We start from the raw sequence: 21,729 nt of genomic DNA, 5'->3' as shown, positions 1-21,729 counted from the left end.
GACCCTTCTATTGAGAGCAGGGCTAGATTTGGGTATTATCAATATATACATATACAATCAAGGAGGCAGACATATGGAGAAATTTCCGGAATTTGAACTTGAAAACCAGGATGGAGAGAAAATAGGCAACAAGGATCTCGAAGGAAGGACGGTCATCTACTTCTACCCGAAGGATAATACACCCGGATGCACCACCCAGGCATGCGATCTGAGGGACAACCTGGACCATCTGAACGCGCTGGACGTGAAGGTCTATGGGGTGAGCGGAGATTCAAAAAGGAAGCATAAGAACTTCATTGAGAAGAATGACTTGAATTTCGACCTTCTCGTCGATGAGGAGTTCAGGCTCGCAGAAGCACTCGGTGTCTATAGGATGAAGAAGGTTTTCGGCAAGGAGTCGAAAGGGATCGTCAGGACGACTTTCCTTGTCGATGAAGACGGCAACATCCTGAAAAGGTGGGATAACGTCAAGGCCAAGAACCATATCGATGAACTGAAGTCTTATCTGGAAGAGGAAGCATAGATGAGGAATATATTATCGACAGTCAACCTGAAGCCGCACATGATCGATTACATCAACGAACACTACCCGGATATGGAGTACCGTTTTTCAAAGACACGCGACCTTACGGAAGCGGACAAGGAATGGTGTGAAATATTCATTACCTACGGTTCCAATTTCGGTTCGGAGGATGTTCGCCTGTTCAAAAACCTCAAATGGATGATGGTCATGAGTGCAGGGCTGGACGACCTGCCGCTGGAAGCGCTCGAGCACGTGCATATTACAAATGCCAAAGGCATCCACAAGATACAGATGACCGAGTATACTGTCGGACTGCTGCTCGATTTCTATAAGGATTTCCATCAGCTGAAGGTAGATCAGGAGAATGCGCATTGGAGGAAGAATGCAAAGACAGAGGAAATATACGATAAGGTCGTGCATATTCTCGGCACCGGAAGCATCGGTTCACATCTGGCGAAAGTGCTTGGGGCATTTGGCACACAAGTGGCCGGCTACAACACGACGGGACATGAGGTGGAAGCGTTCGACCATACTTATGCCATAGGCGAACTCGAAGATCATATCGGTGAAGCCGATATCGTCATCAATATTCTGCCAAGCACCGATAAGACGCGAGGACTGCTTGATGCCGATGTTTTTGATAGAATGAAGGAGACAGCAGTATTCGTCAATATCGGGCGCGGAGATGTCATGACGGACGAAACCATATCCAATGTCCTTGAACAGGGCATGATCCGCCATATGATACTCGATGTATTCAATCAGGAGCCATTGCCGTCGGATCATATCTTCTACACATATGATAATCTGACGATTACACCGCACGCCTCATCGAAGACAGAGGGATACTTGAAGCGGGGATTCGAGATCTTCGCGCACAACCTGCAGTATATGGAAGAAAAGGAATCCATGATGAATGTCATCGATAATAAAAAAGGATATTGATGAAAAGTGATTTGACAAACAATTTCAGTACAAAGTACAATATCTATATTACAGTAGTCTGTTATAGAAGGAAGGTATCAATATGAAGATGATGGATGCCCACGACCAGTTCACTGAATCGATCAATGCGCTGAAAAAGACGGGTGTACGCATTACACCTCAGAGAAAAGCAGTGCTCAGGTACATGATAGAAACAGAAGAACATCCGACTGCTGATGATATTTTCAAGGCGCTTTCTAATGAATATCCCAATATGAGTGTGGCCACTATATATAATAACTTGAAGCTCTTCAAAGAAACGGGGCTTGTAAAAGAGCTTACCTACGGAGATGCTTCAAGTCGTTTCGACTTCATTACTGATACGCATTATCATATCATCTGCAGCGAATGCGGAAAGATCACGGATTTCCACTATCCCGGCCTGGAGGAAGTGGAACATCTTGCTGGTTCGGTCACATCATACGATGTCAGCCATCACAGGCTGGAAATCTATGGTGTCTGTCCGGAGTGCCGCAAAGCGGAATAGTCCAAAAAGAAAAGTGAGCAGGGGAGTGATCCCCTGCTCACTTTTTCTGTTCGGCTTCCTTTTCTTCAAGCGCCTTTTTTCTGCGGTGTTCCACATTGTAGTCCAGAGAGAATTCCTCCCCCTCCAGCTCCTTGTCGATGGTCAGCGGCTCCTTGCAGTGCTGGCAAAAATCGACATGTCCCAATATCTTCGTGTGCTTCTCACAATTCGGGCACTGTACAGTGACTGCACGTGTGCTGATCAAGCCCACCCAGAAATAGATGACAAAGCTCAGAAGGATGGGGAGCAGTCCTATAAGAAGGAAGAAGCTGAACACCCATTGGTATTCCCTGAAGAATACGCCGAGATACATGGTTCCCATACCTATAAAGATCAGGGCCAGTGCATAGCCACGGATACGTAGTATTTTGTTTCCTGGTTTCTTCATAAAACATTTCACCTCTGAAATTCATTATATACAAGTTATAGCATTTATGATAATCTAATATTTAGCATTTGGTGAACAACACGCGCAAACGAAAAGAATTTAAAAAGTTTTCGAAAGCCGTTGACACCGGACAGCCAACTTGGTATGATATAAAAGTCGCTGATTTAAGGAACACATCAACAAGCGGCAACAGCAACAAAACATTTTATTTCAAAAAAATATTCGAAAGTGTAAAATTAACGCTTGAATAGTTTTGAGAAGTAAGGTAATATTGTAAGAGTGATTTCGAGAGAACATTGAAAACTGAATGACAATATGTCAACGTTAATTCCGAAAAAAACGAATGCTCCGGCATTCACTTGGGCGACAAGTAAAACCGCAACGGAGTCAGAGAACTTCCAATTATGGAGAGTTTGATCCTGGCTCAGGATGAACGCTGGCGGCGTGCCTAATACATGCAAGTCGAACGCGCGGATCAGGAGCTTGCTCCTGTGACGCGAGTGGCGGACGGGTGAGTAACACGTAGGCAACCTGCCCATCAGACCGGGATAACCACGGGAAACCGTGGCTAATACCGGATAATCCTTTTCCACACAGGTGGGGAAGTTGAAAGGCGGTCTTTTGGCTGTCACTGGTGGATGGGCCTGCGGCGCATTAGCTGGTTGGTGGGGTAATGGCCCACCAAGGCGACGATGCGTAGCCGACCTGAGAGGGTGATCGGCCACACTGGGACTGAGACACGGCCCAGACTCCTACGGGAGGCAGCAGTAGGGAATCTTCCGCAATGGACGAAAGTCTGACGGAGCAACGCCGCGTGAGTGAAGAAGGGTTTCGGCTCGTAAAACTCTGTTGTCAGGGAAGAACGCCGACGGGAGTAACTGCCCGTCGGGTGACGGTACCTGACCAGAAAGCCACGGCTAACTACGTGCCAGCAGCCGCGGTAATACGTAGGTGGCAAGCGTTATCCGGAATTATTGGGCGTAAAGCGCGCGTAGGCGGTTCGTTAAGTCTGATGTGAAAGCCCCCGGCTCAACCGGGGAGGGTCATTGGAAACTGGCGGACTTGAGTGCAGAAGAGGAGAGTGGAATTCCATGTGTAGCGGTGAAATGCGCAGAGATATGGAGGAACACCAGTGGCGAAGGCGGCTCTCTGGTCTGCAACTGACGCTGAGGTGCGAAAGCGTGGGGATCAAACAGGATTAGATACCCTGGTAGTCCACGCCGTAAACGATGAGTGCTAAGTGTTAGGGGGTTTCCGCCCCTTAGTGCTGCAGCTAACGCATTAAGCACTCCGCCTGGGGAGTACGGCCGCAAGGTTGAAACTCAAAGGAATTGACGGGGACCCGCACAAGCGGTGGAGCATGTGGTTTAATTCGAAGCAACGCGAAGAACCTTACCAAATCTTGACATCCTCTGACCACCCTGGAGACAGGGCTTCCCTTCGGGGCAGAGTGACAGGTGGTGCATGGTTGTCGTCAGCTCGTGTCGTGAGATGTTGGGTTAAGTCCCGCAACGAGCGCAACCCTTATTACTAGTTGCCAGCATTCAGTTGGGCACTCTAGTGAGACTGCCGGTGACAAACCGGAGGAAGGTGGGGATGACGTCAAATCATCATGCCCCTTATGATTTGGGCTACACACGTGCTACAATGGACAGGTTACAAAGGGCAGCCAGACCGCGAGGTTGAGCGAATCCCATAAAACTGTTCTCAGTTCGGATTGGAGTCTGCAACTCGACTCCATGAAGCTGGAATCGCTAGTAATCGTGGATCAGAATGCCACGGTGAATACGTTCCCGGGTCTTGTACACACCGCCCGTCACACCACGAAAGTCGGTAACACCTGAAGCCGGTGGGCCAACCCTTTGGGGGGGCAGCCGTCGAAGGTGGGACCGATGATTGGGGTGAAGTCGTAACAAGGTAGCCGTATCGGAAGGTGCGGCTGGATCACCTCCTTTCTAAGGATATTACAGGAGACATCTGCTCCGGCAGATGTAGCGGAACCGTTGACATATTGTATTCAGTTTTGAATGTTTTAAATTTCTACATATTAATGTAAAATTAATCCTTGAAATTTTCATTCACAATAGTATAATTAATTACCGTAAAATATGAATGGGCCTATAGCTCAGCTGGTTAGAGCGCACGCCTGATAAGCGTGAGGTCGGTGGTTCGAGTCCACTTAGGCCCACCATTTAAAATTTTATTACGGGGGCTTAGCTCAGCTGGGAGAGCGCCTGCTTTGCACGCAGGAGGTCAGCGGTTCGATCCCGCTAGTCTCCACCATTTTTTTAAAACATGTACATTGAAAACCGTATAGAAACAATGCGAAAAATGATTTTTAACCGAAAATCTAGCGTAGAAAACCGAGAACCGAAAGAGTTCAAAAAAACACGCGTTGTGTCAGCTTCGGCTGGCACACTCACAATTTCATTGCGATTAAGTAATGAAGGGCGCACGGTGGATGCCTTGGCACCAAGAGCCGATGAAGGACGGAACCAACACCGATATGCTCTGGGGAGCTGTAAGTAAGCGTTGAACCAGAGATTTCCGAATGGGGGAACCCCGCACGTTAGTGCGACTGTCCGGTGAATACATAGCCGGACAGAGGTAGACCCGGGGAACTGAAACATCTTAGTACCCGGAGGAAGAGAAAGAAAAATCGATTCCCTGAGTAGCGGCGAGCGAAACGGGAAGAGCCCAAACCAGCTTCGGCTGGGGTTGTAGGACACCGATGATACTGCGCATCGCGAGCAGAACGGTCTGGAAAGGCCGGCCATAGGGGGTAACAGTCCCGTATGCGTAGCGATGCAAGGTTGCGGTGGATCCTGAGTACGGCGGAACACGAGGAATTCCGTCGGAATCCGGGAGGACCATCTCCCAAGGCTAAATACTCCTTGGTGACCGATAGTGAACCAGTACCGTGAGGGAAAGGTGAAAAGCACCCCGGAAGGGGAGTGAAATAGAACCTGAAACCGTGTGCTTACAAGTAGTCAGAGCCCGTTTATGGGTGATGGCGTGCCTTTTGTAGAATGAACCGGCGAGTTGCGATTTCATGCAAGGTTAAGCAGAGGATGCGGAGCCGCAGCGAAAGCGAGTCTGAATAGGGCGTTTAGTATGGGGTTGCAGACCCGAAACCAGGTGATCTACCCATGTCCAGGCTGAAGTCCAGGTAACACTGGATGGAGGGCCGAACCGACTTACGTTGAAAAGTGACCGGATGAGGTGTGGGTAGCGGAGAAATTCCAATCGAACCTGGAGATAGCTGGTTCTCTCCGAAATATATTTAGGTATAGCCTCGTGTTAGCATCGTGGAGGTAGAGCACTGTTTGGACGAGGGGCCCATCCCGGGTTACCGAATTCAGACAAACTCCGAATGCCACAGATGTGATGCACGGGAGTCAGACAGCGGGTGATAAGGTCCGTTGTCGAGAGGGAAACAGCCCAGACCACCAGTTAAGGTCCCAAAATATATGTTGAGTGGAAAAGGATGTGGCGTTGCACAGACAACTAGGATGTTGGCTTAGAAGCAGCCATCATTTAAAGAGTGCGTAATAGCTCACTAGTCAAGTGACGCTGCGCCGAAAATGTACCGGGGCTAAACATATTACCGAAACTGTGGATCAATTATATTGATGGTAGGAGAGCGTTCCAATGGCAGGGAAGCATGACCGTGAGGACATGTGGAGCGATTGGAAGTGAGAATGCCGGTGTGAGTAGCGAAAGACGGGTGGGAATCCCGTCCACCGAATGACTAAGGTTTCCAGAGGAAGGCTCGTCCGCTCTGGGTTAGTCGGGACCTAAGCCGAGGCGGAAACGCGTAGGCGATGGACAACAGGCAGAAATTCCTGTACCGGTGATATGTGTTTGAGTGAAGTGGTGACGCAGGAGGAGAAGCAGAGCGTGCGGAAGGAAGAGCACGTCCAAGCATCGAGTCGGCAGGGTAGGCAAATCCGCCCTGTGCCAACGACGAGGTGTGACGGGGAGCCGAAATCTAGTAGGCGAAGCTGTGGATTCACACTGCCAAGAAAAGCTGCTGGCGAATATATCACTGCCCGTACCGCAAACCGACACAGGTAGTTGGGAAGAGAATTCTAAGGTGAGCGAGCGAACTCTCGTTAAGGAACTCGGCAAAATGACCCCGTAACTTCGGGAGAAGGGGTGCTCATGGAGACATGAGCCGCAGTGAATAGGCCCAAGCGACTGTTTATCAAAAACACAGGTCTCTGCCAAACCGAAAGGTGACGTATAGGGGCTGACGCCTGCCCGGTGCTGGAAGGTTAAGAGGAGCGCTCAGCGTAAGCGAAGGTGCGAATCGAAGCCCCAGTAAACGGCGGCCGTAACTATAACGGTCCTAAGGTAGCGAAATTCCTTGTCAGGTAAGTTCTGACCCGCACGAAAGGCGTAACGATTTGGGCACTGTCTCAACGAGAGGCTCGGTGAAATCATAGTACCTGTGAAGATGCAGGTTACCCGCGACAGGACGGAAAGACCCCGTGGAGCTTTACTGTAGCCTGATATTGAATCTTGACCTCACCTGTACAGGATAGGTGGGAGCCGATGAAGTGTGGACGCCAGTCTACATGGAGGCACTGGTGGGATACCACCCTGGTGATGTTGAGATTCTAACCCGCGCCCGTGATCCGGGCGGGAGACAGTGTCAGGTGGACAGTTTGACTGGGGCGGTCGCCTCCCAAAGAGTAACGGAGGCGCTCAAAGGTTCCCTCAGAATGGTTGGAAATCATTCATAGAGTGTAAAGGTATAAGGGAGCTTGACTGCGAGACATACAGGTCGAGCAGGGTCGAAAGACGGACTTAGTGATCCGGTGGTTCCGCATGGAAGGGCCATCGCTCAACGGATAAAAGCTACCCCGGGGATAACAGGCTTATCTCCCCCAAGAGTTCACATCGACGGGGAGGTTTGGCACCTCGATGTCGGCTCATCGCATCCTGGGGCTGTAGTCGGTCCCAAGGGTTGGGCTGTTCGCCCATTAAAGCGGTACGCGAGCTGGGTTCAGAACGTCGTGAGACAGTTCGGTCCCTATCCGTCGTGGGCGTTGGAAATTTGAGAGGCGCTGTCCTTAGTACGAGAGGACCGGGATGGACATACCACTGGTGGACCAGTTGTCGTGCCAACGGCATCGCTGGGTAGCTATGTATGGCCGGGATAAGTGCTGAAAGCATCTAAGCATGAAGCCCCCCTCGAGATGAGATTTCCCCATTAGATCCCTCAGAGATGATGAGGTGGATAGGTTCGGCGTGTAAGTGTGGCGACACATTCAGCGGACGAATACTAATCGATCGATGACTTATTCAATTAATGAAAACCGTGTTGGTTTTCTGCGCAGCGCATTGTTTCTATCCGGTTTTGAATGTATATCATTCAACCTGAATATTGTCCGGTGGCACTGGCGGAGAGGCCCCACCTGTTCCCATGCCGAACACAGCAGTTAAGCTCTCCAGCGCCGATGGTAGTTGGACTGACGTCCCGTGAGAGTAGGACGCCGCCGGGCAGTATATAATTTAATATTAAATGGAGAATTAGCTCAGCTGGGAGAGCATCTGCCTTACAAGCAGAGGGTCGGCGGTTCGAACCCGTCATTCTCCACCATTTAAATGCCGGTCTAGCTCAATTGGCAGAGCAACTGACTTGTAATCAGTAGGTTGGGGGTTCGATTCCTCTGGCCGGCACCATTTAATCATATGTATGAGCCATTAGCTCAGTTGGTAGAGCATCTGACTTTTAATCAGAGGGTCAGAGGTTCGAATCCTCTATGGCTCACATACGCGGGTGTGGCGGAACTGGCAGACGCACTAGATTTAGGATCTAGCGCCTTCGGGCGTGGGGGTTCGACTCCCTTCACCCGCATTATCTGCGGAAGTAGTTCAGTGGTAGAACACCACCTTGCCAAGGTGGGGGTCGCGGGTTCGAATCCCGTCTTCCGCTCCATTTTTTCGCCGGGGTGGCGGAACTGGCAGACGCACAGGACTTAAAATCCTGCGGTAAGTAATTACCGTACCGGTTCGATTCCGGTCCTCGGCACCAGTATAGGAACCATATATAATTATGCGCCCGTAGCTCAATTGGATAGAGCGTTTGACTACGGATCAAGAGGCTAGGGGTTCGACTCCTCTCGGGCGCGCTTTATTACTTACGGGAAGTAGCTCAGCTTGGTAGAGCACTTGGTTTGGGACCAAGGGGTCGCAGGTTCGAATCCTGTCTTCCCGACTCTTAAGAAAAATGGGGGCTTAGCTCAGCTGGGAGAGCGCCTGCTTTGCACGCAGGAGGTCAGCGGTTCGATCCCGCTAGTCTCCACCATTTTACTTGAAGCATATATTTTTCATGGCGGTGTAGCTCAGCTGGCTAGAGCGTACGGTTCATACCCGTGAGGTCGGGGGTTCGATCCCCTCCGCCGCCATATTGGACCTTTAGCTCAGTTGGTCAGAGCAAACGGCTCATAACCGTTGGGTCGCAGGTTCGAGTCCTGCAAGGTCCACCATCGTTTTATTTTCATATCATACGGAGGAATACCCAAGTCTGGCTGAAGGGATCGGTCTTGAAAACCGACAGGGGCTTAACGGCCCGCGGGGGTTCGAATCCCTCTTCCTCCGCCATTATTATTATCGCGGGATAGAGCAGTCTGGTAGCTCGTCGGGCTCATAACCCGGAGGTCGGTGGTTCAAATCCACCTCCCGCAATTTTATTTTTTATTTATATGTGGTCCCGTGGTGTAGCGGTTAACATGCCTGCCTGTCACGCAGGAGATCGCGGGTTCGATTCCCGTCGGGACCGCCATTTAAAATTTTAGTGGTTCAGTAGCTCAGTCGGTAGAGCATGTGATTGAAGCTCACAGTGTCGGCGGTTCGATTCCGTCCTGAACCACCATTTGTGTTGCCGGTCTAGCTCAATTGGCAGAGCAACTGACTTGTAATCAGTAGGTTGGGGGTTCGATTCCTCTGGCCGGCACCATTTTTAGATAGACATGATGGAGGGGTAGCGAAGTGGCTAAACGCGGCGGACTGTAAATCCGCTCCTTCGGGTTCGGCAGTTCGAATCTGCCCCCCTCCATATATAGGGGTATAGTTTAACGGTAGAATAAAGGTCTCCAAAACCTTTGGTGTGGGTTCGATTCCTACTACCCCTGCCAATGGCGGTTGTGGTGAAGTGGTTAACACACCGGATTGTGGTTCCGGCATTCGTGGGTTCGATCCCCATCAGCCGCCCCATTATTGGGCTATCGCCAAGCGGTAAGGCAATGGTTTTTGGTACCATCATGCGCAGGTTCGAATCCTGCTAGCCCAGCTTCAAGGCGCCATAGCCAAGTGGTAAGGCCGAGGACTGCAAATCCTCTATCACCGGTTCAAATCCGGTTGGCGCCTCCATTTAGTCTTTCATATGCGGAAGTAGTTCAGTGTTCAGAACATGCTTCTACCTGAAGCAAGACATAGGTTCAAATCCTATCTTCCGCTTTATAATTCTATTAATACTGGGCCACCGTGGCGGAATTGGCAGACGCGCTGGACTCAAAATCCAGTTCCCATTGCGGGAGTGTCGGTTCGATCCCGACCGGTGGTATAACCTGTTGTCCCAAACAATATAAATGATATGTTTAATAATTGCCTATGGCAGTCAGAATGAATCATTTCATCTGGCTGCTTTTTTGCGTCTTAACAATACAAGGAGGAGATAGTACGAGTAACAACGATAAAACGAAGAACGTTGCAGTTCTGGTAAAAGAAATATTGCAGAGAAGATGATATTTCTTTTCCAATCCATCATGAAAAAAGAGCATTTCTACCAATAATATGTCATACTGGCACGAAGGTCATATGGAAGAGGGAGTAGAGGATGTCAGACCAGTGGTATAGGATTGATAATACAGGCAAGATCTTTCATGCATTGTCGAATGCTGAGAATTCTTTTGTATTTCGAGTTTCTTTCATCATGAAAGAAAAAGTTGATAGAAACCTGCTGCAGGAAGCATTGGACCTGGTCATACACCGTTTCCCTACATTGACCGTATCGTTAAGAAAAGGACTGTTCTGGGACTATCTGGAGAAGAATGATGAAAAACTCATTGTCCAGAAGGAAGAGACATACCCATGTGCGCCAATCGACCCGAGGATGAACAGCGGCTACCTCATACGTGTCATCTATTATGGAAGAAGAATTTCATTTGAAGTGTTCCATTCATTGACCGATGGGAGTGGGGCCATGGAATTCCTCAAGACATTGGCATACCAGTATCTGATTCTGAAGGGGAATACAGTTTCTCCCGATGGGCTGTTACTGTTGCCGCAGGATGCGCCCGGGAGTGAAGAGGTAGAGGACAGTTTTGAAAAATATGCGTATAAAAACGACAAAAGAAACATACGGCTCAAGGATGGGGCGGCGTATCAGCTTACAGGTTCCGCTCTCGCGACGACGGGCATCAATATCATCCATGGCGTGATTGATGGTTCCGCCCTCAACCGCTTTACAAAAGAGTCGGGATCGACCATAACCGCCTTTCTGACAGCACTTCTGATCAAAGTGATCGGAAGCAGCCATTACTCCGCACGGGAGCCGGTCACAGTCGCCCTGCCTGTCAATTTGCGGCGGCAGTTTCCATCCGTGACGATGCGGAATTTTTTCCTGGTTGTGAATGTAGGGGCCGAAGTGAACGATGAGACACCTTTTGATGATGTATTGGAGGAAGTCTCGGGAAAGTTGAAATTCCGCACGGATAAGAAAAACCTGCAAATGGGCATCAACCGTCATTTCCAGCTTCAGCGGGGAATGATGACACGGCTCCTCCCGATCTTCCTCAAGTATCCTGCGATGAGATATGGATTCAATCATATTGGAGAGAGAACGAAGACGATGACACTTTCGAATATGGGAAACGTAAAGCTGCCTGAAACCATGGCACACTTTGTGGAACGCATGGATATTGCGCTGTATCCTACCAGAAAAAGTCCAATCAGCTGTGCGGTTGGGACGGTGAATGGCCGGATGACGATCACCTTCACACTGTCCATTTCCGAAACGGATATTGTGAGGGATTTCTTCAAGGAATTGGGAGATTTGACCGGATTGGATATCGAAATCTATTCTAACGAGTGGGGGAACAGCGATGAATAATTGTGAAGAGTGCAGGATAGCCACGAGGCATGGAATATGTCCATTGTGTAACGGAAGATTTTCTTCCAGCGACCCTGATCTGGAAGATGATTTCTATCCATCCTATGATGGAAAGGTTTTTGGCAAAAGGCAGGCACCACGAATTGCAGTGTTTGCAGGCATGGCCATCATACTGGCATGCATCTTCATCAATCTGATCGTCATGCCGCACTTCCTGTGGGTTTTCCATGCAACGGGGCTCGTAGTATACGGCATCATATCACTGAATCATACCATCCTGTCGAAGTCCCATCTGGGAAGCAAGATAGTCGGCCAGGTGGTCAGTCTGACGCTGCTGTTCCTATTGATGGATTCCCAGTCCGGATTCCTCAAATGGTCGATCAATTATGCAGTGCCTTTCCTCATTGTTGCAGGACTCGTCATGGTCACACTGTCCGTACTTACCAGTCGACTCAAATGGAAAGGGCATGTAAGCCTGACCACGATGATTGCATTGAGCTTCCTGCCTGCTGCACTGTACTTTTCCGGATATGCAACCGTCATATGGCCGAGTGCTTTCGCAAGCTTCTATGCTTTCATGCTGATCAGTGGCTTTGGAATGTTTGCACGCCAGACTGTATGGGCGCAATTGAGCAGAAGACTGCATATATAACGATATGGAAAAAGCCCTTCACTTCATGAAATTGAAGTGGAGGGCTTTTTTAGTCCCTGTAGATGACAAGGACGGCAAGTGTACTGCCATAGGAGAATTTGATGTCGATAATTTCTATCTGATGGTTTTCATAGAGGAACTCATTCACTTTCTTATCGAGCCCCTTTTCGGTCATAGCACTTAATGTCTTCACTTTCATGGTCGGATGCATCCCTTCATTCATATTTATCCATATTATCCACCAAAATTAACAGAAAAGTCACGTAATATAGTAAAATGGGGATGAAGTCATACATAAAGGGGAATGAAAAGTGGAAAATTTCATCAAATATATGAATTTAAAGTACAAGAGTGAAGACCAGGAACTTTATTTCATAAGCAGCGAAAGCGGCATGCACCAGCTATGGAAATACAATGCCTCAAAGGGCAGGAAAGTGCAACTTACCAGATCGGATCAGAACGTCAAGAACTATTGGCTGGAGAAGGAGCATGTGACGGTGGCTGTGGACTATCATGGAAACGAGAGGAACCAGTTCCATGTGATGGACGGCGATGACATGAAGCCGCTTGCCGAAAATCCCGACTACTTCCACCATTATGGAGAATATGATGATGGACAGAATATATATACCATGGTCCGCAACCATCATGAATCCTCTTCGTTTGATCTCTGCATCGTTCATGGCAAAGGCGCGTTCAAGGTGCTCGAAACCTTTGATGGGCCGATCCGTTTCATACACGAACTGTCGCCGGATAGGGTCCTGTTATCAAGGGATGTGGATAATATCGATGAAGCACTGCTGATATATGATTTGGATGAAGGTTCTACAGAGGCGGTGGCATTGCCTGAAGCCCGCTTTGCCTCTTTCAAATTCCATGACGACAGATGCCTGTGCCTAACCGACATGGAGGATGGATACATGAACGTCCATGAAATCAATATTGAAGATGGAAGCCATCACAGGCTAACATCATTCCAGTGGGACATCGAACATTTCAAAGTATCCGGCGACAGGTCGGAAGCCATTCTTTCATGCAACGAGAATGGACATTCCGTATTATATCGTATGGATCTGAGATCTTTGGAGACGGAAAAGCTGACAGCCATACAGGAGGGTGTAGTGCATTCACTGGACTATGGAGAAGGGCGGGAACTATTCCTGATCCACTCCTCGGTCGACCAGCCCCATCGCATCTGCCGTCATTCACTTGAAACCGGAGAAACTGAAACTGTGCTGGGGAACACCGGGGAGACGTCCGAAGTTTTATGGCAGATGTCATCCTACCGTTCATTCGATGGTCTGGAAGTACCATATTTTATATATGAGTCGGACGCGGAAGAGAAAAAGGCTGTCATTCATATACATGGGGGCCCCGAATCACAGGCCAGACCGGAATTCAATGCGCTCTACTACGATCTGAACAGGGCGGGCATCCAGGTGGTGGTGCCGAATATCAGGGGGAGCAAAGGGTATGGGCGCGCCTATCTTGAAGCGGATGATAAGAAGAAACGGCTTGATGCCATGAAGGATGTCATCGAATTGAGACGTCATCTCATTGATGATGACATCGCTCCCGAGTCCCGCATTTCGGTCATGGGCAGAAGCTATGGCGGACTGATGACGCTTCTTCTCGTTACCCACCACCCCGAATTGTGGGCATCAGCAGTGGATATCGTCGGCATCTCGCATTTGAGGACCTTCCTGGAACATACGCCACCATGGAGGAGGGCGTTGCGGGCTGCGGAATATGGTTCGATAGAAGAGGCGGGCGCATTTCTTGATGACATCTCGCCGCTCCCCAGAAGCGGTGACATATCGATTCCGCTCATGGTCTTCCACAGTCATCACGATGCCCGTGTCCCGTACAGCGAATCGGTCCAGATTGTGGAGGCTTTGAAGGAAAACGATCAGTATGTCGGATTCACTGCATATGAAAATGAAGGCCATACCTACATGCATCAGGAAAACATCGATGATATGAACAGCCAGATCCTCGAGTTTCTCAACCGGACATTGTAGTATGCCATAAAAATGAGGCACACCATTGGTGCGCCTCATTTTTCTATTGGCCCAGAAGCTTTTCGGAGAGTGAGACGATATATTCGAGCTTTTTCCACTGAGCATCTTCCGTGAGTTCATTGCCGTGGTGGGTGGAGGCGAATCCACATTGGGGACTAAGGCAGAGCTGATCTTTCGAGACATATTTGGATGCTTCCTCAATCCGTTCCCTGATAATTCCTTCGTCTTCAAGTTCGCCACGCTTTGAGGTGAACAGTCCGAGGACGACCCGGGGCCCTGTTTTCGGGATATATGAAAGAGGTTCGAAGTCTCCGGAACGGTCATCATCATACTCGAGGAAGAATCCGTCAACCTTCTCCTTGGCAAAGAGGACGGGAGCAATTTTGGCATAGCTGCCTTCGAATGCCCATTTTGATCTGTAGTTTCCACGGCAGAGGTGGGTGGTGATGACCATATCTTCAGGTTTTTGCTCGAGTACCCCGTTGAGTACCCTCAGTGCCAGTTGAATCAGGGATTCCCTGTCATATCCGCTGTCGTTGAATGGAATCTCCGGTGCATTGAGTCCTGCGATGTATACGTCATCGAACTGGAGGTAGCGGCACCCGGCATCGTAGAACGCCTGGACCGCATCCTAGTATGTCTTTATGACGTCTTTCGCATATGCCTCGACATCCGGATAAAACTCCTGGTTCCTGATGCCTGCATTGAACATCTGGTTCGGACTTGGAATCGTCTGTTTGGCCACTGCACGGTCTCCGACGATTTCCTTGAACTCGATGAAGTCCCTGATATGCGGATGGTCTTTATTGAAAGCAACCTTCCCTGTGACACGAACATCGTATCGTTCCGTCTCGATGCCATCGAACTGGAAGCCTGTATCAGGAACGTAGCCTTCCACGCCGGCCAGGTGTTCCAGGAAATCGGTATGCCAGAAGCGTCTTCTGAATTCCCCATCGGTGACGGCCTTGAGTCCCACTTCAATCTGCCTGTCGACCACATGTCTGATTTCTTCGGTTTCGATTTCTCGCAAGCGCTCGTAGGAAATCCTGTCCTCCTGATAGTCCGTCCGCGCCTTATGGATGCTTTCCGGGCGCAGCAGACTGCCGACATGATCGGCCCTGAATGGTGCTTTGAGTGCTGTTTTCGTCATCTGGATCCCTCTTTCACATAATATTAATATAATAAAATCCCCAATTGTCCGATGCGGATAAATTGGGGATGACGATCATCCATTTATCTCATCTTCGAGCAATGCTCCTGGAATTAGCACGGTACCAGCGGTCCGCTGCTGAGGATTCGGCGGGCCAGTCCCTCCACCTCTCTGGATAAGAATCTCAAATATTATATTATGAAGCACTTTAAATGATAAAGAATTTTCTGTCAAGTCGTATGGAGGCCATCTGCAAAATTCTAAATATAAACTACTTGCATAAAGTAAGTAAGTGATGTATCATTTAGTTATCTTGAATTGAAGATAAAAATTATTGGAGGTTTTTAACAATGACAACATTCGTAACAGATCCAGCCCACTCTGAAGTCGGTTTTCAGGTAAAACATATGATGGTCTCCAAAGTGAAAGGATACTTTGAGGATTTCCATTTCGAAGTGAAGACGGACAAGCTGGAGACTTTCGAAAATGCTGAAGTCTATGCTGAAATTGACGTCAACAGTATCAGCACGAAAAATGAAGACCGTGATGCACATTTGAAATCCGAGGACTTCTTCAATGTCGAGAAGAGCCCGAAAATTACATTCAAATCCAGCAATGTCACCAAATCCGGCGATACTGTATCGGTGACGGGTGAAACGACGATGAACAGCATCACCAAAGAGATGACGATCGATCTCCAGTATAATGGAAAGGGCACAAATCCATGGGGACAGGAAGTCCATGGCTTCGAAACTGAATTCACCATCAACCGGGAAGAATTCGGCCTCACATGGAACCAGAAGCTGGAAACAGGCGGCGTACTGGTGAGCAAGGACGTAAAGGCACAGCTTGAACTGCAGTTCTCAGAAAAAAGTGAATAGGTAAAGAAGCCACCGTGCAATGCACCAGCCGGCGCCCAGTCGTTTTAATGACCGGGCGCCGGTTTTTTCATAGTGGATGGGTCAATATTGAAATTTACTAAAATTGTATAAGCTGTTATACTTTATTGAAATTCAAATATAAAGGAGATGACCTATGTTCTCCCATTGTCGCAATACGGCAGTTGGCATTACGGCTTCATTATTAATACTTTCAGGATGCAGCAACGCGATCGAAGAGACGCAGACTTCATTGTCAGACATAGAGGCACAACAGGAGGCGGCGATTCAATCATTCACTCAGCTGGCTGATCTGGAAAGCCGTCTGCAGTCAGAATTTGAAACCGTATTGGAGGAAGACGAAGATCTAAGTACCCTATCTGACGGTTCTGCCCAAGTCCATACGAATATTGAAGAGAGGCGGGGGGCATTGGAAGCGCTGTCGGAGACCAGCGGGGAATTGCTCAGCCAGCACGAAGAGATGACGCAGATCGACAGCGATGAGATATCGGAGGAGGCGGTCAATGGTGTCCTTGATTCCCTCGATTCCGTGACAGGCTCGCTTGATGAGTTCACATCAGCCTATGAAGAGCAGCTGTCCTCCCAGACAGCATATTTTGAATCCCTGGGGCAGGATGACTCAAGCTATGAAACATTCCAGAAGGGAATCGAAGCGGTCAATGATGAAATGGAAGGCATCCGGGCACTACGGATTCAACTTGATGAGGAGTTTGTGGCGTTGGAAGAGGCCCACAGCACCCTATCTTCACAGTTGGAGGAGACATCGAATGAATAGCATGATCCTAAAGGAGGCACGATATGTTTAAAAAGCGGTTTCTATTGATGGCGTTATGCAGCAGCATGCTGTTGGCCGGCTGTCAGGCTGATGGCGAAGAGGCAGAGACGGACGTCGCCGATGCAGAGGAGCAGACGGAAAACCAGCAGGAACAGTCGGAACAGGAGAACCAGGCCCCGGCAACAGAAGAGGCGGAAGAAGCTGAAGCGCAACAGGAAGATGGCGGAGAAGAAGGCACTGAAGATGCAGCATTCCAGTACGAAGTCAATGCGGATACATATGCGGTCCAGCCGATTGAAAGCAGTGGTGCAGACCCGCAGGTCGCCCTGCTCACTTATGACGATGCTCCAGATGGTCATGCAGTGGAGATTGCAGAAATTCTGGCAGAACATGATGCCCCTGCCATTTTCTTCGTCAACGGCATGTATCTCGAATCCGAGGCGGGGCAGGAAGCCCTCCGCGCCATACATGAGATGGGTTTTGAAATAGGGAACCATACCGAGACGCACGCAAGCCTTCCCGATCTGTCCCCTGAAGCACAGCGTGAAGAGATTGCATCTACAAACGAGCGGGTTGAAGCAATTACAGGTGAGCGCCCACGCTTCTTCCGTGCACCATTCGGACAGAACACCGAAGCGTCCCGGGAAATCGCCGAGGAGGAAGGCATGGAGCTCATGAACTGGACATATGGCTACGACTGGGAGCCGGAATATCAGAATGCTCCGGCACTGGCGGACATCATGGTCAATACCGAGTATCTGAATCATGGAGCCAACCTTCTGATGCATGACCGCTCCTGGACCCGGGATGCTTCAGCAGAGATCGTGGAAGGATTGAGAGACAAAGGGTATGCACTTGTCGACCCTGCTCTGATCGCTTCTCCAAAGAGGGAGGAGATGGCACAATGAGGAGACATTTATTCATCATCGGAATCGTGGGTATGCTTGCTGCACTCTTCCTTCCATCCACAGCAGAAGCCGAAGAGACACAGATCATCAAGCTCCATGATGCACCATTGCTGAGTGTGCCTGAAGAGATTCCTGACCAGTTCAAATATGATGATGGTGTAGATATCGCCTATCCTGAAGAAGGGGTCAAGGGCATTTACTTATCAGGCTATTCGGCCGGTGGGGAAAGAATGGAAGATCTGACCGGGCTTTTGGCAGAAACGGAACTGAATGCGATGGTCATCGATGTCAAAGAGGATCATGGGAATATGATGATGGATCTTGGTTCGGATATGGAGACGATCCAGAACGCCTCCATTGACCATATTGATCCCGAGGCGCTGATGGATCATATGGAAGAGGAGCAGATATATCCGATTGCACGGGTCGTCGTCTTCAAGGATTCATTGCTCGCCGAAGCGCGGCCGGACCTCTCTTTTACTCATCCTGATGGCACTGTCTGGAAAAATGGGCGCGGAGAGAGTTTTGTCAATCCATTCTCGAAGGAAGTGTGGGAATACAATGTAGAGGTGGCCAAGCAGGCGGCGAAACTCGGTTTCAAGGAGATACAGTTTGACTACGTACGCTTCCCGGAAGGGTTTGAACACCGTGCCGACACTCTCGACTATACACTGGGCGACTATGAGAACAGTGACAAGGACAGTGTCCAGCAGCGTGTTGATGCAGTGACCGATTTCGTCGGCTATGCCAAGGAAGAACTGGAACCGTACGACGTGGATGTATCCGTCGATATATTCGGTTATGCCGCAACACAGCAGGAAGCACCGGGTATCGGCCAGAATTTCTCGAAAATATCGAGTAACGTCGACGTCATTTCCTCAATGATCTATCCGAGCCACTGGGGAGACGGCTACTTTGGAGTGGAAAAGCCCGATCTTGATCCCTACCAGGTGGTGTCCGAATACACGAAAGTCGAAAATGAAGTGCTGGGTCAGCTTGAAGATCCACCGACTTCCAGGCCATGGCTTCAGGATTTCACCGCTTCCTATCTGGGCAGTGGAAACTACAAGCCATATGGCGTAGCGGAAGTGGAGGCGCAAGTACAGGCGCTCTACGATAATGGAGTCGAGGAATTCCTGATATGGGATGCCTCCAACAGATATACACGCGGAGTGGACTATTCCAAGGAGTAGTTCCGCTGGCGTATTCATGGACGGGACCCGGTGCCTTTTGGCGCGGGTCCTATTTTTATGGGACAACCCAACCTGACAATCATGATATAATAGCCAATGAATGAACCACTGCAGGTTTCAGCATGAAATTTAAAAGGAGCATGGATTATGGACCACCACAGCATCATCGAAGATGCAAAAGCACAGGTGTACGATTTTCACAGTTCGGACAGCACGGGACATGACTACTGGCATGTCATGCGTGTGTACAATAACGCCCGCATGATACAGTCACAGGAGGGTGGAGACCGCTTCATCATAGAAGTGGCAGCTCTTTTCCACGACATGATCGACTACAAGCTGACTGATGATGAACACGCACAGCTTGATGGAATAAAGGCATTCCTGAGCAGGCGGGGAGTCGGGGCAGACGTGATCGAGCGGATCACTCACGCCATGCAGGCGGTCTCCTTCAAGGGTGGGAACAATACTGTTGCAGTAGAGTCGGTGGAGGATGCAATCGTCCAGGACGCCGACCGCCTCGATGCACTCGGGGCAGTCGGCATTGCGCGGACTTTCATATACGGTGGCAACAAGCGGCATGAACTCTACCATCCGGACAGGGCAGCGCGCGAGGATCTGACATTTGAACAGTACAGCCAGGAAGACAATACGATGATCAACCATTTCTATGAAAAACTGCTCAGGCTGAAGAATCTGATGCACACGGATACTGCAAGAAGCGTGGCGGAAGAGCGCCACCGCTTCATGGAAATGTATCTGGAGCAGTTCTACCAGGAATGGGAAGGCAAGCGATGAACCCCCGATGGGGAAATGATGAATAATTGAAGTAATGACAGGAGGAAGACAAGTGAAGGTAGAACTTACGAAATTCAGGGTGAAGCCGAATAAAAGTGACAAAGTGGAGGAATGGATGGCATATATCGAGGAGAACATGGATGATGCACTCCTTACACTGGAGGGCGAGAAGATGTATGTCGAAACAATATTCAGGGAGCAGAACGGAGAGCATGAATATCTCTATTGGTACAGTGTCCAGGAGGATGATCCAGAAGATGAGGAGGACTTCAATATCAACCAGAAGCTGGTGGATTTCTTCGACGAGTGCATTGACAAGACCTTCCAGCCGCTTGATCTTGATGCTTCCGTCGTAATGATGCCAAAGCGTATCAGAAACGCAATGTTCACCGGAGGGCAGGCGGACACACATGAAGAATCCATTGACTGAAAAACATCCACTTATCGAACAGATGGCTGACAGCAGGGCGGTGTTCTGGCGAAACGACCACTATTCGGCATTCCAGCCGAATCCGTCCGGAGCTCTCCTGAAGAAGGAGGATATCATGGAAGCGGACAGGCGGCTGAGGCGTTTTGCACCGTTTATAGAAGCGGCTTTCCCGGAGACGGAAGCGCAGAGCGGCATCATCGAGTCGCCATTGGTCCAAGCAGATGACATGAAGGAATACCTTGGTACAAGATATGGGGTGGCCATCGATGGAACGCTCCATATCAAATCGGATGACAGCCTTACCGTATCGGGTTCCGTCAAGGCACGCGGCGGCATATATGAAGTTCTGAAATATGCCGAAGATCTCGCTTTGGAACATGGAATGATCGATTCCGATGATGACTATGGACAGTTTGATACGGAGAAGTTTCGGCATTTCTTTTCAGACTATACCATCATATGCGGATCGACCGGCAATCTCGGCCTCTCCATCGGCATCATCGGTGCCGCTCTCGGATTCAAAGTCGTCATCCATATGTCGAGTGATGCCAAACAGTGGAAGAAGGATATGCTGGGGCGCAATGGTGTCATGGTGGTCGAGCATGAGGACGACTACAGCAAAGCAGTGGAAAAGGGCAGGGAAGAGGCCCTTGCAGATGACAAAAGCTATTTTGTCGACGATGAAGATTCGGAACCGCTCTTTCTCGGCTATGCAGTGGCTGCATTGCGTCTTGAAAGACAGCTCGAGAAGAAGGGGATCCGGGTGGATGCGTCACATCCGCTGTATGTGTATCTCCCGTGCGGGGTCGGAAGCGCGCCCGGCGGCATCAGCTTCGGCCTGAAGCATGTATTCGGTGATGCGGTCCATCCGGTATTCGCTGAACCGGTGCACTCCCCATGCATGCTGCTTGGACTCATGACGGGGATGCATGATGGCGTGTCGGTCCGGGATATCGGCCTCGACAACAGGACGGTTGCGGACGGTCTGGCAGTGGGCAGACCATCAAAGTTTGCAGGAAAGCTGCTCGCTGATGATATCCACTCGCTCTATACGGTCCAGGACGATGAAATGTACACGCTTCTGGCTGCATGCTATGACCGGGAGCATATGAAGATCGAACCTTCCGCAGCAGCCGGCCTGCCGGGTCCTGCCATCCTCCACCGGAATATTGACCGGTCTGAAATCCGGAGTGCCACACATATCATCTGGAGCACGGGCGGTAGCATGGTGCCGGATGAAGAATGGCAGGAAGACTACCGGAAGGGGAAGGGCTAGTACTCTAATAAAGGGCAGGATGATTGTCAAAAAGATGGGGCGATAGTATAATATTTATTTGAATTTGGCTATTGCCCTCAGTTTT

At 49.6% G+C, this 21,729-nt stretch carries 15 protein-coding genes, 25 tRNA genes, 3 rRNA genes, 1 pseudogene and 1 riboswitch; of the genes and pseudogenes, 41 read left to right on the top strand and 3 right to left on the bottom strand.

The genetic code is table 11. The features are described from left to right. The first annotated feature begins 73 nt into the window (after positions 1–73). From bcp to perR, 3 genes are all read left to right on the top strand, one after another. Positions 74–523 carry a thioredoxin-dependent thiol peroxidase gene (gene bcp / locus RQP18_RS08905; protein WP_342387340.1) on the top strand — a complete coding sequence of 150 codons (450 nt, stop codon included), beginning with the start codon at positions 74–76 and terminating at the stop codon, positions 521–523. Continuing rightward, the gene (locus RQP18_RS08900; protein ID WP_342387339.1) at positions 524–1,468 is read left to right on the top strand and encodes a D-2-hydroxyacid dehydrogenase; all 945 of its coding nucleotides are present in this window, start codon (positions 524–526) and stop codon (positions 1,466–1,468) included. Between the two features lie 82 nt (positions 1,469–1,550). Next, positions 1,551–1,994 (top strand): peroxide-responsive transcriptional repressor PerR, encoded by a 444-nt coding sequence (gene perR / locus RQP18_RS08895; RefSeq protein WP_342387338.1) that lies wholly within the window; start codon positions 1,551–1,553, stop codon positions 1,992–1,994. A 37-nt stretch (positions 1,995–2,031) separates the two neighbouring features. Here perR and RQP18_RS08890 read toward each other — a convergent pair whose 3' ends face one another. Next, positions 2,032–2,421, bottom strand: a complete 390-nt coding sequence (locus RQP18_RS08890; RefSeq protein ID WP_342387337.1) for a DUF2614 family zinc ribbon-containing protein — start codon at positions 2,419–2,421, stop codon at positions 2,032–2,034. A 401-nt stretch (positions 2,422–2,822) separates the two neighbouring features. Here RQP18_RS08890 and RQP18_RS08885 point away from each other — a divergent pair. The 30 genes from RQP18_RS08885 (at position 2,823) to RQP18_RS08740 (ending at position 12,194) form a co-directional block, all read left to right on the top strand. Then, positions 2,823–4,376: ribosomal RNA gene (locus tag RQP18_RS08885) — 16S ribosomal RNA — on the top strand. Positions 4,377–4,535: 159 nt separating this feature from the next. Then, a tRNA-Ile gene (locus RQP18_RS08880) sits at positions 4,536–4,612 on the top strand. Positions 4,613–4,628: 16 nt separating this feature from the next. Further along, a tRNA-Ala gene (locus RQP18_RS08875) sits at positions 4,629–4,704 on the top strand. 151 nt (positions 4,705–4,855) lie between these two features. Continuing rightward, positions 4,856–7,735: ribosomal RNA gene (locus RQP18_RS08870) — 23S ribosomal RNA — on the top strand. Between the two features lie 81 nt (positions 7,736–7,816). Beyond that, positions 7,817–7,931, top strand: a 5S ribosomal RNA gene (rrf, locus tag RQP18_RS08865). The 16S, 23S and 5S rRNA genes sit together here with 25 tRNA genes alongside, the layout of an rRNA operon. A 22-nt stretch (positions 7,932–7,953) precedes the next feature. Further along, a tRNA-Val gene (locus RQP18_RS08860) sits at positions 7,954–8,029 on the top strand. A 7-nt stretch (positions 8,030–8,036) separates the two neighbouring features. After that, positions 8,037–8,112 (top strand) — tRNA-Thr (locus RQP18_RS08855). A gap of 15 nt (positions 8,113–8,127) precedes the next feature. Next, positions 8,128–8,200: transfer RNA gene (locus tag RQP18_RS08850), tRNA-Lys, on the top strand. A gap of 5 nt (positions 8,201–8,205) precedes the next feature. After that, positions 8,206–8,287: transfer RNA gene (locus RQP18_RS08845), tRNA-Leu, on the top strand. A gap of 6 nt (positions 8,288–8,293) precedes the next feature. Continuing rightward, a tRNA-Gly gene (locus RQP18_RS08840) sits at positions 8,294–8,368 on the top strand. Positions 8,369–8,375: 7 nt separating this feature from the next. Then, positions 8,376–8,464 (top strand) — tRNA-Leu (locus tag RQP18_RS08835). A gap of 23 nt (positions 8,465–8,487) precedes the next feature. After that, positions 8,488–8,561, top strand: a tRNA-Arg gene (locus RQP18_RS08830). Positions 8,562–8,573: 12 nt separating this feature from the next. Next, positions 8,574–8,647, top strand: a tRNA-Pro gene (locus RQP18_RS08825). A gap of 14 nt (positions 8,648–8,661) precedes the next feature. Further along, positions 8,662–8,737 (top strand) — tRNA-Ala (locus RQP18_RS08820). A gap of 26 nt (positions 8,738–8,763) precedes the next feature. Continuing rightward, a tRNA-Met gene (locus tag RQP18_RS08815) sits at positions 8,764–8,837 on the top strand. A gap of 4 nt (positions 8,838–8,841) precedes the next feature. Beyond that, positions 8,842–8,918: transfer RNA gene (locus RQP18_RS08810), tRNA-Ile, on the top strand. 22 nt (positions 8,919–8,940) lie between these two features. Further along, positions 8,941–9,033, top strand: a tRNA-Ser gene (locus RQP18_RS08805). 10 nt (positions 9,034–9,043) lie between these two features. Beyond that, a tRNA-Met gene (locus RQP18_RS08800) sits at positions 9,044–9,117 on the top strand. A gap of 21 nt (positions 9,118–9,138) precedes the next feature. Next, positions 9,139–9,214: transfer RNA gene (locus tag RQP18_RS08795), tRNA-Asp, on the top strand. 14 nt (positions 9,215–9,228) lie between these two features. Next, a tRNA-Phe gene (locus tag RQP18_RS08790) sits at positions 9,229–9,304 on the top strand. 8 nt (positions 9,305–9,312) lie between these two features. Continuing rightward, a tRNA-Thr gene (locus tag RQP18_RS08785) sits at positions 9,313–9,388 on the top strand. 18 nt (positions 9,389–9,406) lie between these two features. Further along, positions 9,407–9,487 (top strand) — tRNA-Tyr (locus RQP18_RS08780). 5 nt (positions 9,488–9,492) lie between these two features. Continuing rightward, positions 9,493–9,566 (top strand) — tRNA-Trp (locus RQP18_RS08775). A gap of 3 nt (positions 9,567–9,569) precedes the next feature. Further along, positions 9,570–9,645 (top strand) — tRNA-His (locus RQP18_RS08770). Between the two features lie 4 nt (positions 9,646–9,649). Further along, positions 9,650–9,721, top strand: a tRNA-Gln gene (locus RQP18_RS08765). A 6-nt stretch (positions 9,722–9,727) separates the two neighbouring features. Then, positions 9,728–9,801: transfer RNA gene (locus tag RQP18_RS08760), tRNA-Cys, on the top strand. A gap of 15 nt (positions 9,802–9,816) precedes the next feature. Continuing rightward, positions 9,817–9,888, top strand: a tRNA-OTHER gene (locus RQP18_RS08755). Positions 9,889–9,909: 21 nt separating this feature from the next. Next, a tRNA-Leu gene (locus RQP18_RS08750) sits at positions 9,910–9,994 on the top strand. Between the two features lie 369 nt (positions 9,995–10,363). Then, the gene (locus RQP18_RS08745; protein ID WP_342387336.1) at positions 10,364–11,542 is read left to right on the top strand and encodes an alcohol acetyltransferase; all 1,179 of its coding nucleotides are present in this window, start codon (positions 10,364–10,366) and stop codon (positions 11,540–11,542) included. Between the two features lie 43 nt (positions 11,543–11,585). Further along, positions 11,586–12,194 (top strand): DUF6320 domain-containing protein, encoded by a 609-nt coding sequence (locus RQP18_RS08740; RefSeq protein ID WP_342387335.1) that lies wholly within the window; start codon positions 11,586–11,588, stop codon positions 12,192–12,194. Positions 12,195–12,243: 49 nt separating this feature from the next. On the opposite strand, the gene RQP18_RS08735 is transcribed toward RQP18_RS08740, so the two are convergent. Continuing rightward, positions 12,244–12,417: a sporulation protein Cse60 gene (locus RQP18_RS08735; RefSeq protein WP_373446009.1), complete on the bottom strand. Its 174-nt coding sequence runs from the start codon at positions 12,415–12,417 to the stop codon at positions 12,244–12,246. A 109-nt stretch (positions 12,418–12,526) separates the two neighbouring features. Between RQP18_RS08735 and RQP18_RS08730 the strand changes: the two genes are divergently transcribed. Continuing rightward, the gene (locus RQP18_RS08730; RefSeq protein WP_373446008.1) at positions 12,527–14,215 is read left to right on the top strand and encodes a S9 family peptidase; all 1,689 of its coding nucleotides are present in this window, start codon (positions 12,527–12,529) and stop codon (positions 14,213–14,215) included. Between the two features lie 43 nt (positions 14,216–14,258). Here RQP18_RS08730 and RQP18_RS08725 read toward each other — a convergent pair. Continuing rightward, positions 14,259–15,365 (bottom strand): annotated as a pseudogene (locus RQP18_RS08725) (5-methyltetrahydropteroyltriglutamate--homocysteine S-methyltransferase). A gap of 85 nt (positions 15,366–15,450) precedes the next feature. Further along, a riboswitch (SAM riboswitch) is annotated at positions 15,451–15,547 on the bottom strand. A 168-nt stretch (positions 15,548–15,715) separates the two neighbouring features. On the opposite strand from RQP18_RS08725, the gene RQP18_RS08720 reads away from it, so the two are divergent. The 7 genes from RQP18_RS08720 (at position 15,716) to RQP18_RS08690 (ending at position 21,644) form a co-directional block, all read left to right on the top strand. Further along, positions 15,716–16,246 carry a YceI family protein gene (locus RQP18_RS08720; RefSeq protein WP_342387332.1) on the top strand — a complete coding sequence of 177 codons (531 nt, stop codon included), beginning with the start codon at positions 15,716–15,718 and terminating at the stop codon, positions 16,244–16,246. A 154-nt stretch (positions 16,247–16,400) separates the two neighbouring features. After that, the gene (locus RQP18_RS08715; protein ID WP_342387331.1) at positions 16,401–17,039 is read left to right on the top strand and encodes a YkyA family protein; all 639 of its coding nucleotides are present in this window, start codon (positions 16,401–16,403) and stop codon (positions 17,037–17,039) included. Positions 17,040–17,062: 23 nt separating this feature from the next. Further along, on the top strand, positions 17,063–17,947 hold the full coding sequence (locus tag RQP18_RS08710) for a polysaccharide deacetylase family protein (RefSeq protein ID WP_342387330.1): 885 nt from the start codon (positions 17,063–17,065) through the stop codon (positions 17,945–17,947). Then, on the top strand, positions 17,944–19,140 hold the full coding sequence (locus RQP18_RS08705) for a putative glycoside hydrolase (protein WP_342387329.1): 1,197 nt from the start codon (positions 17,944–17,946) through the stop codon (positions 19,138–19,140). Before RQP18_RS08710 ends, RQP18_RS08705 begins: the two co-directional genes overlap by 4 nt. 147 nt (positions 19,141–19,287) lie before the next feature. After that, positions 19,288–19,938 (top strand): HD domain-containing protein, encoded by a 651-nt coding sequence (locus RQP18_RS08700; protein ID WP_342387328.1) that lies wholly within the window; start codon positions 19,288–19,290, stop codon positions 19,936–19,938. 52 nt (positions 19,939–19,990) lie between these two features. Next, positions 19,991–20,368, top strand: coding sequence for a DUF6176 family protein (locus tag RQP18_RS08695; protein WP_342387327.1), 378 nt, complete (start codon positions 19,991–19,993; stop codon positions 20,366–20,368). Beyond that, positions 20,349–21,644, top strand: a complete 1,296-nt coding sequence (locus RQP18_RS08690) for a D-serine ammonia-lyase (protein ID WP_342387326.1) — start codon at positions 20,349–20,351, stop codon at positions 21,642–21,644. The genes RQP18_RS08695 and RQP18_RS08690 overlap by 20 nt, the downstream gene beginning before the upstream one ends. Positions 21,645–21,729 lie beyond the last annotated feature (85 nt).

It is taken from the genome of Salinicoccus sp. Bachu38, from assembly GCF_038561955.2.
In the GTDB taxonomy this organism is placed as follows: Bacteria; Bacillota; Bacilli; order Staphylococcales; family Salinicoccaceae; genus Salinicoccus; species Salinicoccus bachuensis.
The sequence above is the reverse complement of the archived record's forward strand: the minus strand, read 5'-3'. Positions and strand labels throughout refer to the sequence as shown.

What these genes read in the sequence shown, in the direction of transcription:
- RQP18_RS08710 (WP_342387330.1), top strand. Translation starts at nt 17,063, where the DNA reads ATGTTTAAAAAGCGGTTTCTATTGATGGCGTTATGCAGCAGCATGCTG.
- RQP18_RS08720 (WP_342387332.1), top strand. Translation starts at nt 15,716, where the DNA reads ATGACAACATTCGTAACAGATCCAGCCCACTCTGAAGTCGGTTTTCAG.
- RQP18_RS08745 (WP_342387336.1), top strand. Translation starts at nt 10,364, where the DNA reads ATGAAAGAAAAAGTTGATAGAAACCTGCTGCAGGAAGCATTGGACCTG.
- RQP18_RS08890 (WP_342387337.1), bottom strand. Translation starts at nt 2,421, where the DNA reads ATGAAGAAACCAGGAAACAAAATACTACGTATCCGTGGCTATGCACTG.
- RQP18_RS08690 (WP_342387326.1), top strand. Translation starts at nt 20,349, where the DNA reads ATGAAGAATCCATTGACTGAAAAACATCCACTTATCGAACAGATGGCT.
- RQP18_RS08700 (WP_342387328.1), top strand. Translation starts at nt 19,288, where the DNA reads ATGGACCACCACAGCATCATCGAAGATGCAAAAGCACAGGTGTACGAT.
- perR (WP_342387338.1), top strand. Translation starts at nt 1,551, where the DNA reads ATGAAGATGATGGATGCCCACGACCAGTTCACTGAATCGATCAATGCG.
- RQP18_RS08715 (WP_342387331.1), top strand. Translation starts at nt 16,401, where the DNA reads ATGTTCTCCCATTGTCGCAATACGGCAGTTGGCATTACGGCTTCATTA.
- bcp (WP_342387340.1), top strand. Translation starts at nt 74, where the DNA reads ATGGAGAAATTTCCGGAATTTGAACTTGAAAACCAGGATGGAGAGAAA.
- RQP18_RS08900 (WP_342387339.1), top strand. Translation starts at nt 524, where the DNA reads ATGAGGAATATATTATCGACAGTCAACCTGAAGCCGCACATGATCGAT.
- RQP18_RS08730 (WP_373446008.1), top strand. Translation starts at nt 12,527, where the DNA reads ATGAATTTAAAGTACAAGAGTGAAGACCAGGAACTTTATTTCATAAGC.
- RQP18_RS08705 (WP_342387329.1), top strand. Translation starts at nt 17,944, where the DNA reads ATGAGGAGACATTTATTCATCATCGGAATCGTGGGTATGCTTGCTGCA.
- RQP18_RS08735 (WP_373446009.1), bottom strand. Translation starts at nt 12,417, where the DNA reads ATGAATGAAGGGATGCATCCGACCATGAAAGTGAAGACATTAAGTGCT.